The organism is Kitasatospora sp. NPDC059673 (genome assembly GCF_042734215.1).
Lineage (GTDB): Bacteria > Actinomycetota > Actinomycetes > Streptomycetales > Streptomycetaceae > Kitasatospora.
The window spans coordinates 119600-132278 of the sequence record NZ_JBHWEN010000012.1 but is presented as its reverse complement, the minus strand read 5'-3'; the positions used below and the strand labels follow the sequence as shown (position 1 = coordinate 132278).

The following is a 12679-nucleotide window of genomic DNA, read 5'->3' as shown; positions in this document are numbered from 1 at the left end:
CCCGATGGTCAGCGCCCCGACCGGATCCGGGTGTGCGGCAACCCGGAGTGCGTCCTGCGCTTCTGCGACGTCTCCGAGAACGGCACCCGGCCCTGGTGCTCGACGGCCGGCTGCGGAAACCGGGCGAAGACCCGGCGCCACTACGCGCGCCAGAAGAACGCCTGACCCCGGCCGCACAGCTGGGCACCGGGGCCGCCTCAAGACAGCCTTAAGTGGCACCTAACGGAACTGACGTAACGTCAACTGCCTATCGCTGTACGGCTAGCGTCCCGGACACATCCTCCGCACGACGCAAGGAGCCCGCCCGTGGCCCCGCTCCGCCGCACCGCCGTCCTGCTGGCCGCCGCCCTGCTCGGTGGCGGCGCCGCCGCGCCCGCTGCGGCGACCGGGACCGCCGCCGCCCTCGCGGACGGGGGCGCCGCCGACGGCGTGCTGCTGTCGCTCGGCTCGGTGCTGCTGCTCACCGGCGCGGCCGCCGCCACCGTGCGCCGCTGCGGCACCGGGCCGTCCCGGCCGGGCCGGGCGGAGCGGACGGCCTCCGTCGCTCCGGGGGACGGGGATGATTGAGTGGGGGTCATGAGCACGCCCCCCGCCCCTTTCCGCGTCGGCCTGATCGGCTACGGCCTGGCCGGCTCGGCGTTCCACGCCCCGCTGATCGCCACCACCCCCGGGCTCCGGCTGGAGGCGGTGGTCACCGCCAACCCCGACCGCCGCGCCCAGCTGAACCGCGAACACCCCGGCGCCCGCGCCCTCGACACCCCTGAGCAGCTGTTCGAGAACGCCGACAGCTTCGACCTGGTGGTGATCGCCTCCCCCAACCGCACCCACGTGCCGCTCGCTCGCACCGCCCTGCTGGCCGGCCTGGCCACCGTCGTCGACAAGCCGCTCGCCGCGACCAGCGCCGAGGCCCGCGACCTGTGCGAGTTCGCCGAGAAGTCCGGCCTGCTGCTGTCGGTGTTCCAGAACCGCCGCTGGGACGGCGACTTCCGCACCGCCGCCCGCCTGATCGAGGAGGGCCGGCTCGGCCGGGTGCACCGCTTCGAGTCCCGCTTCGAACGTTTCCGCCCCAAGCCCAAGCCCGGCTGGCGCGAGCTCGCCGACCCCGCCGAGGTCGGCGGCACCCTGTACGACCTGGGCAGTCACCTGGTCGACCAGGCCCTCGCCCTGTTCGGGCCGGTCGAGACGGTGTACGCCGAGATCGACGTCCGCCGGGACGGCGCGGTGGTCGACGACGACGCCTTCCTCGCCCTCACCCACACTGGCGGCGTCCGCTCCCACCTGTGGACCAGCGCCCTCGCCCCGCTCGCCGGGCCCCGGCTGCGGGTCCTCGGCGACAGCGCCGGCTACGTGAAGTTCGGCATGGACCCGCAGGAGGCCGCGCTGCGGGCCGGCCGCCGCCCCGGCCCGGACAGCCACTGGGGCGACGACGACCCGGCCGCGTACGGCCTGCTCGGCAGTGACGGCAACGCCGAGACCGTCGCCACCGACCCCGGCGACTACCCCGCCTTCTACGCGGGCATCGCGGCCTCGCTCACCGACCGCACCCCGCCGCCGGTCGATCCCTGGGACGCCGTCGCCACCCTCGCCGTCCTGGAGGCCGCCCGCGCCTCCGCCGCCACGGCGAGCGTCGTCCGCCTTCCCTGACCCACTGCCGTCACCGGCGGGACGGGCCAACTTCCGTGCTCTGTCCCGCCGGTGACGTAGCATCGGCGTCGGACCCGATCGAAGGAGGTGCACACCGTGCTCGTCGCTCCCCTCCTGCTCGCGCTGTTCCGGGTCCTCACCGGAGACCTGCCGACCGGCCCCGGCGCCGTCACCACGGCCGCTCTCCTCGTGCTGGCCTGTGCCGTCACCCTGGCCCTCACCTCGGCCCGCCTCCCCGTCGCCGGAACCCCGGCCGCCGTCCACGCCGCGGCCCTCCGCCGCCGCGCCTACCGCACGGCCTACCTCCCCCCGCGCGACCCCGCCGCCCCCGGCCGCCCCCGCCCCCGAGCCCCGGGCAGGCGCCTGGCGGCCGCCGCCTGAGGGGCAGTTCTCGCTTTACCGCTCTCGCGTTCCCGGCGCTCTGCCATGCCCTCGGGGCACGGAACCACCGCGCCCCGCCAGGGGCTCGGAAGTCCCGTGCTCCGCCAGGGGCTCGGGAGACCTGCGCGAGCAAGCCACCACTGCCGTCAACTCCCGTCATGGCCTGGTGGAACGTCCGCCGCGCCAAGCAGGCCCCGGCCCCCGCCGGGCTCGGGTTCCTGCGCCGGCTGGCGTTCGGCACCCCGCTGTTCGCGCTGCTGCTGCCGCTGGCCGGTGGCATCCACCTGCTGACCAGCACGGCGTGGACGGCGGCCGAGCGCTGGTACCTCACCCGCCCGACCGCCCGTCCGGCACGCGGCTCTCAGGCCGTGGTGCCCCAGCCCGCCAAGTAGGCGTCGATCTCGCCGGTCAGCCGCCGCTTGCCCGCGGCGTCCAGGAAGGAGGCTTCCACCGCGTTGCGGGCGAGCGCCGCGATCCCGGCCCGGTCGAGGTCGAGCAGCTTCGCGGCGACCGCGTACTCGGTGTTCAGGTCGGTGCCGAACATCGGCGGGTCGTCGCTGTTGACGGTGACGAGCAGCCCGGCGTCGACCATCTGTCGGATCGGGTGGTCCTCGATCCGCTCGACCACCCGGGTGGCCAGGTTGGAGGTCGGGCAGACCTCCAACGGGATCCGGTGCTCGCCGAGGTGGTCGAGCAGGGCCGGGTCCTTGACCGACTGGGTGCCGTGGCCGATGCGCTCCGCGCCGAGCTCCCGGATCGCGTCCCAGACCGTCTCCGGCCCGGTGGACTCGCCGGCGTGCGGCACGCTGTGCAGGCCGGCCGCCCGGGCCCGGTCGAAGTACGGCTTGAACTGCGGGCGCGGCACGCCGATCTCGGGGCCGCCGAGGCCGAAGGAGACCAGTCCGGCGGGCGCCAGGTCGAGGGCGAGGCGGGCGGTCTCCTCGGCGGAGGTCAGCCCGGCCTCGCCGGGGATGTCGAAGCACCAGCGCAGGACGACGCCGAGTTCCTTCTCGGCGGCCAGCCGGGCGTCCTCGATCGCCTCCATGAAGGCGACGTCGGGGATGCCGCGGCGGACCGACGAGTAGGGCGTGACGGTCAGTTCGGCGTAGCGGATGTTCTGCCGGGCCATGTCCTCGGCGACGCCGTAGGTGAGGGAGCGGACGTCCTCGGCGTCCCGGATCAGGTCGACGACGCTCAGGTACACCTCGATGAAGTGCGCGAAGTCGGTGAAGGTGAAGTACTCCGCGAGCGCCGCCGGGTCCGCCGGAACCTCGGTGTGCCCGGCGTGCCGGGCGGCGAGCTCGGCGACCACCCGCGGTGAGGCCGAGCCGACGTGGTGCACGTGCAGTTCCGCCTTCGGCATTCCGGCGATGAACGCCTCGATCCCCTGGTTCCGCTGAACTCCCTCGGCCACGGCACGCTCCCGTCTTCTCACCCGGATCCGGACAGACCTCGCATGCTAACCCGCTGCCGCGAACGGCGGTGTCACCACTTGGCGGTCGCCTTCTGCAGCAGCGCCCGGACCTGGGCGCGGCCCTCGAAGACCTGCTGCTTCGGGGTGAGGTCGACGAGCACCGACACCGTGACCGAGCCCTTGCGCGCGACGATGCGGGAGAACGGCCGCTCTTCGGTCTTGCCGCCGTCGGTCGTGCGGTACACGGCCAGGCCCTCCTCCGAGTACACCTCGTCGGCCCCCGCCACCTTGGGCGACTCGATGTCGTGCACGGAGATGAACGAGTTGCCGTCCGCGTCCTTGTAGTTGGCGCAGCGCCGCATGTTGGCCGCCTGCTCCAGCATGTTCTGGTGCGCGACATCGGCGCTGGTGAACTCCGAGGCGATGCTGGTGCCCTGGACCTCATCGCCGTCGGGCCGCGGCGCCTTCACGAAGCGGCCGGTGTAGGCGACGAGCGACTTGACCGTCCCGGAGTCCTTGTACACGCAGGACTTGTCCATCGTGAAGTCGGTGATGGCGGTGTCGTCCTCCGCGTTGCTCTCGAAGCCGGCGCCCCAGTCGGCCGGGGTCAGCGCGAGCTTGTTGGTCTTCGCCTGCGCGGCGGCGGCGTTGCCGGCCGGGGCGGAGTTGCTCGAACGGGCGCTGGGCTTCGCCGGGTCCTTGACCTTGCTGCCGGCGGACGCCGAGGCCGGCGCCGATGCGGAGGGCGAGGTCTGGCCGGTCGCCCCGGTGTCCAGGTCGTCCTCGTTGCAGGCCGTCAGCACCAGGCCGGCCGCCGCCAGTGCGGCGATGCGCAGTCCGAGCGTGCGTGCGTGAACCGTCTTCACAGTCAATTCCCCCATGGAATACAAGGCCTCGACCCCCCTGGCCGTGCCCGATCGGTCGATCACCCTACCGAACGGCTCGGACACGCACCCGCCGGGGGCGGACCGGACGGTTCGTCAACCACCCAGCGCAGTACTGACGGTGTGGATGAGCAGGCCCGCCAGCGCGCCGACCACGGTGCCGTTGATCCGGATGAACTGCAGGTCACGGCCGACGTTGGCCTCGATCTTGCGGGAGGCGTCGTCGGCGTCCCAGCCGGCCACGGTGTCGGAGATCAGCGAGGTGATCTCCTGCCGGTAGGTGGAGACCACGTACTCGGCGGCGTCCAGCAGCCAACCGTCGGTCTTCGCCTGGAGTTTGGCGTCCGTGGCGAGCCGGCGGCCGAGCGAGCGCAGGGCGACGGTGATCCGGCGGCGCAGTTCGCTGTCCTGGTCCTCGGCGGCGCTCATCACCAGGGTGCGCACCGCCGACCAGGAGGAGGCGATCAGGTCCTGCACCTCGGGGCGGGCCAGCAGGTCGGACTTGGCGCGTTCGACCCGGGCGATGGTCTCCGGGTCGTGCTGGAGTTCCTGCGCGAAGTCGGCGAGGAAGTTGTCGAGGGCGCCGCGCGCGGGGTGTTCCGGGTCGTCGCGGACGTCGGTGACGAAGCGCAGCAGTTCCTTGTAGACCCGCTCGCCGACCTGGTGGTCGATGAACTTGGGCGTCCAGCCGGGGGTTTTGGCGGTGACCCGGGAGACCACGTCGAGGTGGTGCTCGACCAGCCAGTCGCGGGCCCGCACCGCGACCAGGTCGACCACGCCCTTGTGGCCGCCGTCGGCGACGATCTTGCCGAGCAGCCGGCCGGCGGGTTCGGCGACCGAGGTGGCGGCGGCCCGCCGGGTGATCGCCTCGGCAACCACGGCCTGCACGTCCTCGTCGCGCAGCACCGCGAGGACGCCGCGCAGCGCTGCGGCGGCCTCGTGGGTGACGCGTTCGGCGCTGCCGGGCGCGGACAGCCACTCGCCGAGCCGCCGGGCCACCCCGATCCGGCCGAGCCGGGACCGGACCACCGTCGGGGACAGGAAGTTGTCGCCGACGAAGTCGCCGAGCGAACGCCCGAACGCGTCCTTCTTGGTGGGGATGATCGCGGTGTGCGGGATCGGCAGCCCGAACGGGCGGCGGAACAGCGCGGTGACGGCGAACCAGTCGGCGAGCGCACCGACCATGCCGGCCTCGGCGGCGGCCGCCACGTAGCCGGCCCAGCTGCCCGCGCCGGCGGCGCCCGCCCAGGTGGCGAGCGCGAAGACCACCGTGGCCAGGCCGAGCAGGCCGGTGGCGATGGTCTTCATCCGCCGTACGCCCTGCCGCTTGGCCTCGTCGGCGGCGGTGAAGCTGACTCCGGGGGGTGCCGTCTCGTCCACACTCACCCCGTCAGCCTGGCACACGAGTCGCGCGAAGCGATCGCCGCCCCGCGAATCCGCCCGGGCCGTCAGGCCGCGCCGCCTCCGCCTGCGCCTCCGCCCCCGCCTCCGCCGAGGACGATCCGCCGCACGCCCGCCCAGCGGGCCGGGTCGGTGACCCGCCGGCCGTCGAGCAGTACCCGCACGCCCGGGAAGTCGACGGCGCCGAGGTCGCGGTACTCGGGATGGTCGGCCTGCACGACCAGGGCGGCGGCGGGCTTGCCCTCGTCGGGCGGCAGACCGAGCGCGGCGAGTTCCTCCGGCGTGTACAGCGGGTCGCTGACGCCGACCACGGCGCCGGCCGCCCGCAGCGCCTCGACCAGCGGGAACACCCCGGAGACGGCGGTCTCCTTGACGCCGCCCCGGTAGGACGCGCCGAGCACGGTGACGGCGACGCCGTCCAGCGGGCCGAGCGCCCCCGCCAGCAGGCCGACCGCGTACGCCGGGACCTGCTCGTTGGCCTCCCGGGCGGCGCGCACCACGGTCGCCTCCGGGTCGTTCCACAGGTACAGCCGCGGGTAGACCGGGATGCAGTGCCCGCCCACCGCGATGCCGGGGCGGTGCAAGTGGCTGTAGGGCTGCGAGTTGCAGGCGTCGATCACCTCGACGAGGTCGACGCCGACCCGGTCCGCGAGCCGGGCGAACTGGTTGACCAGCGCGATGTTGACGTCCCGGTAGGTGGTCTCGGCGAGCTTCGAGAACTCGGCGGCCTCCGCCCCGCTCAGTGCCCACACGCCGTTGCCGCGCGGCAGGTCGGGGCGCGGGTCGAAGTCCAGCACCGCCCGGTAGAACGCGACGCCGCGCCGGGTGGACTCCTCGTCGATGCCGCCGACCAGCTTGGGGTAGCGCCGCAGGTCGGCGAAGACCCGCCCGGTGCGGACCCGTTCGGGGCTGAACACCAGGGCGAAGTCCCGGCCGGCGGTCAGCCCGGAGCCGGCCTCCAGCCGCCGGGCGAACCGGCCGCGCACGGTGCCCACCGGCAGCGTGGTCTCGTAGCTGATCAGCGTGCCGGGCCGCAGCCCGGCGGCGACCGCGTCGGTGGCGGCGTCCAGCAGCGCGAAGTCGGGTCGGCCCTCGGCGTCGGTGAGCAGCGGGACGACGATCACCACGGCGTCGGCCGCGGCGGTGGCGGCGGCGGTGTCGGTGGTGGCGTGCAGCCGGCCGGCGGCGACGGTCTCGGCGAGCAGTTCGCCGAGGCGGGCCTCGCGGGGGAACGGCGGGCGCCCGGCGGTGACGGCGGCGACCACCGCGGGGGCGATGTCGGCGCCGGTGACCCGGTGTCCCTTGGTGGCGAACTGGACGGCCAGCGGCAGGCCGATCTTGCCCAGTCCGACCACGCAGATGTGCAGTGCCGTCACTCGGTCACCTTCGGGGCTCGGCGAGGGGGTCCGCGGCCGCGTCATCGGGCGGCCCGCAGCGTTCCGGGGCGGCCGCGCCAGGCCCGGCGGGCGCGGCGCAGCGCACGGCGGGCGGGGGCGGGGACGAGTCGCCGCCAGCCGCTGGGGCCGGGGGCGCGGCCGGCGTCGAACAGCGTGTCGGGCAGGCCGAGCCGCCGGTCGCGGTACATCGGGTAGCGGGCGTACAGCCGGCCGCCGCGGCGCTCGACGGGGGCGGGGCCGTACTGCCGTTCCCAGTCGATCAGTTCGCACAGGGTGGCGAGTTCGCCGCGCCGGGCGAGCGCGAGGCGCAGCCGGGCGGGCACCGGCACGGCGCCGAACACGGCGGGCGGGCAGTGCCGGTCGAGCAGCCGGCCGATCTCGCCGAGGATGCGCCGCTGCATGGCGGGCGGTTCGGCGAGGAACTGTTCCTGCAGCACCTGTGGGACGTCCCAGCTGAAGTAGCGTTCCCGGACGGCGTCGCGGACCGGCCCGGGGCGGGTGCCCCGTTCCAGCACCTCCTGGACGGCGTCCATGGCGCGCAGCCGGTCGATCGGCCCGGCGCGGTGGGTGACGTTGGAGCGGTCCTGCCGCAGCACCAGGTGGTAGTAGTCGTAGTCGGCGAGCACGGACACCTTGCGGGCGTTCAGCAGTGCGCCGAGGGTGAATGGCTGGTCGGAGCAGACCGGCAGGTCCTCGCGGCGGCGCAGGCCGTGGCTGAGCACCAGGGAGCGGCGGAACATCTTGGTGTCGGCGAGCGCCCAGGCGAGCGCGGAGTCGGTGAAGCCGACGTGTTCGGCGGTGCGCTCGAAGATGCCCTGCGGGACGATCCGGCCGTTCTCGCCGACGAGCTTGGGGATCAGCACGTCGGACTGCCAGCGGTCGGCGGTGTCGACCATCCGCTCCAGTGCCTCGGGGCCGAGCCAGTCGTCGGCGCCGAGGTACATCAGGTAGCGGCCGCGGGCCAGGTCGGTGCCGCGGTTGGTGGGTTTGGCGGGGCCGCCGGACGCGGGCTGCCGCACGGTGCGCAGCAGCCCGGGGTGGGTGGCGGCGAACCGGGCGAGTTCCTCGGTGCTGCCGTCGCTCGACCCGTCGTCGACGGCGACGATTTCCATCCGGGCCGCCCCGATGGTCTGTTCGGCCAGCGAGTTCAGGCAGTCGGTGAGGTACGGCATGGTGTCGTGGACGGCGATCACCACACTGACGTCCGGTTCGGGCTCGGTCACGAGAATGCCAACTCCCGCACCGGCCGTTCGGTCACCTCCCCCACCCGTTCGGGTGAGCGGCTCAGACGGCGGGTTCGGTGGCGGCGCCGGCGTAGATCCGGGCGATCACGTCCTCGATGGCGGGTTCGCGCACCGACAGGTCGACCAGCGGGTAGCGCTCGGCGACGGCGGCGACCAGCGGGGCGGCGCTCTGCCGGGCCGGGAACGCCAGCCACTGCCGGGGGCCCTCGACCTTGACGGTGCGCACCCCGGGCAGGTCGATCGGTGGGTGCGGGGCGGCCAGGTCGACCACCAGGGTGCGTTCGCTCTCGCCGGCCGCGTGCAGCTCCTCCAGCGGGCCGTCCAGCACCAGCCGGCCGTGGTCGATCACCATCACCCGGCCGCACAGCTGCTCGATGTCGGTGAGGTCGTGGGTGGTGAGCAGCACGGTGGTGCGCTGCTCCCGGTTGATCTCGCGGAGGAACTCGCGGACCTTGGTCTTGCTGATCACGTCGAGTCCGATGGTCGGCTCGTCCAGGTACAGCACGCTCGGGTCGTGCAGCAGGGCGGCGGCGAGGTCTCCGCGCATCCGCTGGCCGAGCGAGAGCTGCCGCACGGGGGTGTCCAACAGGCCACCCAGGTCGAGCAGTTCGACGCACCGGTCGAGGTTGGCCCGGTAGCGGGCGTCGGGGATCCGGTAGATCCTGCGGGCCAGCTCGTAGCTGTCGCGCAGCGGCAGGTCCCACCACAGGGTGGTGCGCTGGCCGAACACCACGCCGATCCGCCGGGCCATCGCGGCCCGCCTGGCGGCCGGATCGACCCCGGCGACCCGCAGCCGCCCGCCGCTGGGCACCAGGATGCCGGTGAGCATCTTCACCGTCGTCGACTTGCCGGCCCCGTTCGGCCCGATGCAGCCGACGCACTCCCCTTCCTCGACCTGGAAGGTCAGCCCGTCCACGGCCCGCACCTCGCGCTTCTCGCGCCGCAGGCGGCCGCTCCTGGCCCGGACGGTGAATGTCCGCCGGACGTCCTCGACCTCGATCACCGCCACGCTCTTCTCCCTCTCTCAGCTTCCGGTGGAGCGGTAGGCGCGCAGCCCGGCCCGCCAGGTCAGCGCCGCCGCCAGCACGCACAGCGCGGCCGCGAGCGGCGAGGCGAACCGGAACCCGACGGGCAGCCCGAGCGGGTCGGGCCGGCCCAGGATGTGCAGCGCGGGCAGCCAGTTGACGAACGCCAGCGGCACCCCGAAGACGGTGCCCGCGACGACCTCCTTGGCGAACACCGCCGGCGGGTACCGCAGCAGCGTGCCGCCGCCGTAGGTGACGGAGTTCTGCAGTTCGGCGGCGTCGCCCCACCAGAACTGCACGCAGGAGCAGCCGACGAAGACCGCGCAGAAGATCACCGTGCCGCACAGCAGCAGACCGGGCACCATCAGCACCCGGTCCCAGGTCCACCGCACGTCCAGCGCGGTGAGCGACCAGCCGAGCACCGCGAAGGCCTGCACCAGACGGCCCAGTCTCCGCAACGAGAAGCGCTCGGCCGCGAGTTGGGCCAGCGCGGGGGCGGGCCGGATCAGCATGGTGTCCAGCGCCCCGGAACGCACCCGCTCGCCCAGAGCGCTCACCGAGCCGACCAGGAAGTTGGCCGCGCCGAGCGCCACCGCACTCGTCCCGTACAGGAACCCGGTCTCCGCGAGCGTCCAGCCCGCCAGCCGGCCGGTGTGCCGGAACATCAGGATCAGCACCACGAAGTCCAGGAACGTAATCAGGATGTTCGCGGCCAGGCTCAGCACGAACGACGTCCGGTACGTCAGCCCCGACCGGCCCCACATCGCGGCGATCAGCCACCACGAACGCACCGCCCATCCCACCCGGGCGGCGAGCGACTCGCTCTCAACCACCCTGCACCACCACCTTGCGCACCGCCAGCGCCTGCACCACCCGGCCCGCCCCCAACAGGGCTGCCGCCCAGGCCAGTTGGAACCCGTACAGGGTCAGCAGACTGTGCCCGGTACGTCGTTGCAGCAGCACGTCGGCCGGCAGCTGCACCATCGCCGAGAACGGCAGCACCCGGGCCAACTCCCCCAGCACGCCCGGGAACAGGGCCAGCGGCAGCAGCGTCCCGGAGAAGAACATCGACACCACCATCACCGCCGCCCGCACCCCCTCCGAGTCGTGCATCCAGAACCCGGCCAACGACACCAGGAACCGCACCCCGAAGCTCACCACCACGGCCAGCACCACCGCCAGCAGGAACTCCGCCCACACCAACAGCCGCGACGGCAGCGCAAGTTCGAACACCAGCGCCCCCAGCACGAGCGGCACCGCGCCCCGGGTGATCAGCTGGAACCCCGCCCGTCCCAGGTCCGTCGCCAGCCACCACCCCTGGAAGTCCACCGGCCGGTACAGGTCGATCGCGATGTCCCCGCTCCGGAACCGCGCCTGCACATCGTCCTGGAACCCGCCGCCCCACACCGCGACCGTCACCAACAGCGCCTGGCTGATCCAGACGTACGTCACCGCCTGCCGCGCGTCATACCCACCCAACCCCGGCCGCGCACGCCACAACGCGAGCATCGCCGACGCGAGGATCCCCCCGAAGACGGAATTGGTCACCACCCCGGCCACCGTCGCGGCCCGGTACGTCGAGTACCGCCGAAACGCGCCTCGGGCGACGGCTGAGTGGACCCCGGCCATGCACTGTCTCCTTGTTACGCGAACGCAGATGGGTGCGAAACCAGCGAGCGTACAACCGGGAGGGCCGCAGGGGTACGGAATTCAGGGGCGCGGGGAGGCTCGCGCGAGCGGAGGGGCCATGCACCGCCGGCCAGGTCGCGATCAAAGGCAAGTCATTGCCCGCGTCGCGATCTTGCGGTGGGGTGCCTTCCGCTGCGCGCAGTTCCCCGCGCCCCTGAGTGTGCTCACCCTGGTTTCGTACCCCTACAGGTACAGCCCCGTCGAGCCCTCCAGGTCGCCGAAACGCCCCGCCGCCACTGCGTGCAGGTCGCGTTCCCGGAGCAGAACATATGTCGCGCCGCGGACCTCCACCTCCAGCTTGTCCTCCGGGTCGTAGAGCACCCGGTCGCCGGGTTCCACGGAGCGGACGCTCTGGCCGACGGCCACCGCTTCGGCCCAGGTGCAGCGGCGGGACAGTTCGGCGGTGGCCGGGATCAGGATGCCGCCGGTGGAGCGGCGTTCGCCCTCGCCGGTCTCGGTCTTGACGAGGACCCGGTCGTGCAGCATCCGAATCGGAAGCTTCTCCCCGAGCCGGTCGTGTCTGCTCTGCGTGTCGTTCTCACTCACGCCCCGACGGTACCGGACACGGGAAACGGCGGAGCCCCGGGCACCCGCCCCGGGGCTCCGCCGTCCGCGAAGAGCGTTTCAGCCCTTGCGCCGCCGCTTCGCGGACGCGATGAGCAGCACCACGCCGACGCCGACCAGCGCCGCGGGCACGATCCGCTCGGGCCGCGGCCGCCCGTCCTCGTCGACGAACTTGGACTTGACCTGCTCGACGGCACCGCTCGCGGCGACGTACGCCTTGCCGGCCTTCTGCTCGACCGTGGCGCGCAGCCTGGCCTTGGTCTGGGCGGCGACGGTCGCCGGGTGCACGCGCATGGCGAGCTCGTCGAGAGTCGCGGCGAGCCTGTCCCTGGTCCCGGCGATGTCCGCCTCGATCTGGGCCGTCGTGCGCGGTGCCGACGTGTCCTTGCTGCTCGCTGCCACTGGGGCCACCCCATCTCTGTTACCGCTAGGTACGTCTCTGCACCGACAGTCTGTCAGCTCGCCGTCGCGCTCGCGCAGCGCCACCCACCAACGGAGGTAGGTTGGCTGGCAGCACCACCCTGTCCTGGACCGGAGGAGAGAAGCACCATCGTGAGCGAGCGCCTGCAGGCGGGCGACACCGCCCCCGCCTTCACCCTGCCCGACGCCGACGGCAACGAGGTGTCGCTGGCCGACCACCTGGGCCGCAAGGTGATCGTCTACTTCTACCCGGCGGCGCTGACCCCGGGCTGCACCAAGCAGGCCTGCGACTTCACGGACAACCTGGAGGTCTTCGCGGGCGCGGGCTACGACGTGATCGGCATCTCGCCGGACAAGCCGGAGAAGCTCGGCAAGTTCCGTGAGACAAAGCACCTGAAGGTGACGCTGCTGTCCGACCCGGAGCACAAGGTGCTGGAGGCGTACGGCGCGTACGGCGAGAAGATGAACTACGGCCGCACCTACCAGGGCGTGATCCGCTCCACGGTGATCGTGGACGAGCAGGGCAAGGTCGAGCGGGCGCTGTACAACGTCCGGGCCACCGGCCATGTCGCGAAGCTGCTGAAGGACCTGAAGGTCGGCCAGTAGCCGCACCCGG

Annotated in this window: 15 protein-coding genes and 1 pseudogene; 6 read left to right on the top strand and 10 right to left on the bottom strand. The window is 73.2% G+C overall.

Features of this window, described 5'->3' with window-relative positions:
- Positions 1-12: 12 nt before the first annotated feature.
- The 5 genes and pseudogenes from ACFV18_RS16575 to ACFV18_RS16555 form a co-directional block, all read left to right on the top strand.
- Positions 13-165, top strand: a pseudogene (locus tag ACFV18_RS16575) (CGNR zinc finger domain-containing protein); the annotation flags it as partial.
- 141 nt (positions 166-306) lie between these two features.
- Complete coding sequence (locus ACFV18_RS16570; RefSeq protein ID WP_380483666.1) at positions 307-567, top strand: hypothetical protein; 261 nt, start codon at positions 307-309, stop codon at positions 565-567.
- A gap of 9 nt (positions 568-576) precedes the next feature.
- Positions 577-1644, top strand: a complete 1068-nt coding sequence (locus ACFV18_RS16565; RefSeq protein WP_380483664.1) for a Gfo/Idh/MocA family oxidoreductase — start codon at positions 577-579, stop codon at positions 1642-1644.
- Positions 1645-1740: 96 nt separating this feature from the next.
- The gene (locus tag ACFV18_RS16560; protein ID WP_380483663.1) at positions 1741-2025 is read left to right on the top strand and encodes a DUF6412 domain-containing protein; all 285 of its coding nucleotides are present in this window, start codon (positions 1741-1743) and stop codon (positions 2023-2025) included.
- A 158-nt stretch (positions 2026-2183) separates the two neighbouring features.
- A complete protein-coding gene (locus ACFV18_RS16555) occupies positions 2184-2417 on the top strand; it encodes a hypothetical protein (protein ID WP_380483662.1) in 234 nt (77 codons plus the stop codon).
- Here the strand turns inward: ACFV18_RS16555 and ACFV18_RS16550 are convergent.
- The 10 genes from ACFV18_RS16550 to ACFV18_RS16505 form a co-directional block, all read right to left on the bottom strand.
- Positions 2387-3388, bottom strand: a complete 1002-nt coding sequence (locus ACFV18_RS16550) for an adenosine deaminase (RefSeq protein ID WP_380483808.1) — start codon at positions 3386-3388, stop codon at positions 2387-2389. The genes ACFV18_RS16555 and ACFV18_RS16550 overlap by 31 nt on opposite strands.
- Positions 3389-3510: 122 nt before the next feature.
- On the bottom strand, positions 3511-4305 hold the full coding sequence (locus ACFV18_RS16545; protein ID WP_380483660.1) for a hypothetical protein: 795 nt from the start codon (positions 4303-4305) through the stop codon (positions 3511-3513).
- Positions 4306-4419: 114 nt separating this feature from the next.
- The gene (locus tag ACFV18_RS16540; protein WP_380483806.1) at positions 4420-5703 is read right to left on the bottom strand and encodes a DUF445 domain-containing protein; all 1284 of its coding nucleotides are present in this window, start codon (positions 5701-5703) and stop codon (positions 4420-4422) included.
- A gap of 68 nt (positions 5704-5771) precedes the next feature.
- A complete protein-coding gene (locus ACFV18_RS16535) occupies positions 5772-7091 on the bottom strand; it encodes a nucleotide sugar dehydrogenase (protein ID WP_380483804.1) in 1320 nt (439 codons plus the stop codon).
- A 50-nt stretch (positions 7092-7141) separates the two neighbouring features.
- Positions 7142-8344: a glycosyltransferase family 2 protein gene (locus ACFV18_RS16530; protein WP_380483658.1), complete on the bottom strand. Its 1203-nt coding sequence runs from the start codon at positions 8342-8344 to the stop codon at positions 7142-7144.
- A 61-nt stretch (positions 8345-8405) separates the two neighbouring features.
- Positions 8406-9374, bottom strand: coding sequence for an ATP-binding cassette domain-containing protein (locus ACFV18_RS16525; protein WP_380483656.1), 969 nt, complete (start codon positions 9372-9374; stop codon positions 8406-8408).
- A 15-nt stretch (positions 9375-9389) separates the two neighbouring features.
- Entirely contained in the window at positions 9390-10223 is an 834-nt protein-coding gene (locus ACFV18_RS16520) for an ABC transporter permease (RefSeq protein WP_380483654.1), read from the bottom strand.
- Positions 10216-11019, bottom strand: a complete 804-nt coding sequence (locus tag ACFV18_RS16515) for an ABC transporter permease (protein ID WP_380483653.1) — start codon at positions 11017-11019, stop codon at positions 10216-10218. Before ACFV18_RS16515 ends, ACFV18_RS16520 begins: the two co-directional genes overlap by 8 nt.
- Positions 11020-11262: 243 nt before the next feature.
- Positions 11263-11565, bottom strand: a complete 303-nt coding sequence (locus tag ACFV18_RS16510; protein ID WP_380483802.1) for a GroES family chaperonin — start codon at positions 11563-11565, stop codon at positions 11263-11265.
- A gap of 138 nt (positions 11566-11703) precedes the next feature.
- Positions 11704-12045, bottom strand: coding sequence for a DUF3618 domain-containing protein (locus ACFV18_RS16505; protein WP_380483651.1), 342 nt, complete (start codon positions 12043-12045; stop codon positions 11704-11706).
- A gap of 150 nt (positions 12046-12195) precedes the next feature.
- On the opposite strand from ACFV18_RS16505, the gene bcp reads away from it, so the two are divergent.
- Positions 12196-12669: a thioredoxin-dependent thiol peroxidase gene (bcp, locus tag ACFV18_RS16500; RefSeq protein ID WP_380483649.1), complete on the top strand. Its 474-nt coding sequence runs from the start codon at positions 12196-12198 to the stop codon at positions 12667-12669.
- The last annotated feature ends 10 nt before the right edge of the window (positions 12670-12679 follow it).

Coding starts and splice junctions, on each gene's coding strand:
- ACFV18_RS16565 (WP_380483664.1), top strand. CDS start 577: ATGAGCACGCCCCCCGCCCCTTTCCGCGTCGGCCTGATCGGCTACGGC.
- ACFV18_RS16555 (WP_380483662.1), top strand. CDS start 2,184: ATGGCCTGGTGGAACGTCCGCCGCGCCAAGCAGGCCCCGGCCCCCGCC.
- ACFV18_RS16550 (WP_380483808.1), bottom strand. CDS start 3,388: ATGCCGAAGGCGGAACTGCACGTGCACCACGTCGGCTCGGCCTCACCG.
- ACFV18_RS16515 (WP_380483653.1), bottom strand. CDS start 11,019: ATGGCCGGGGTCCACTCAGCCGTCGCCCGAGGCGCGTTTCGGCGGTAC.
- ACFV18_RS16510 (WP_380483802.1), bottom strand. CDS start 11,565: ATGCTGCACGACCGGGTCCTCGTCAAGACCGAGACCGGCGAGGGCGAA.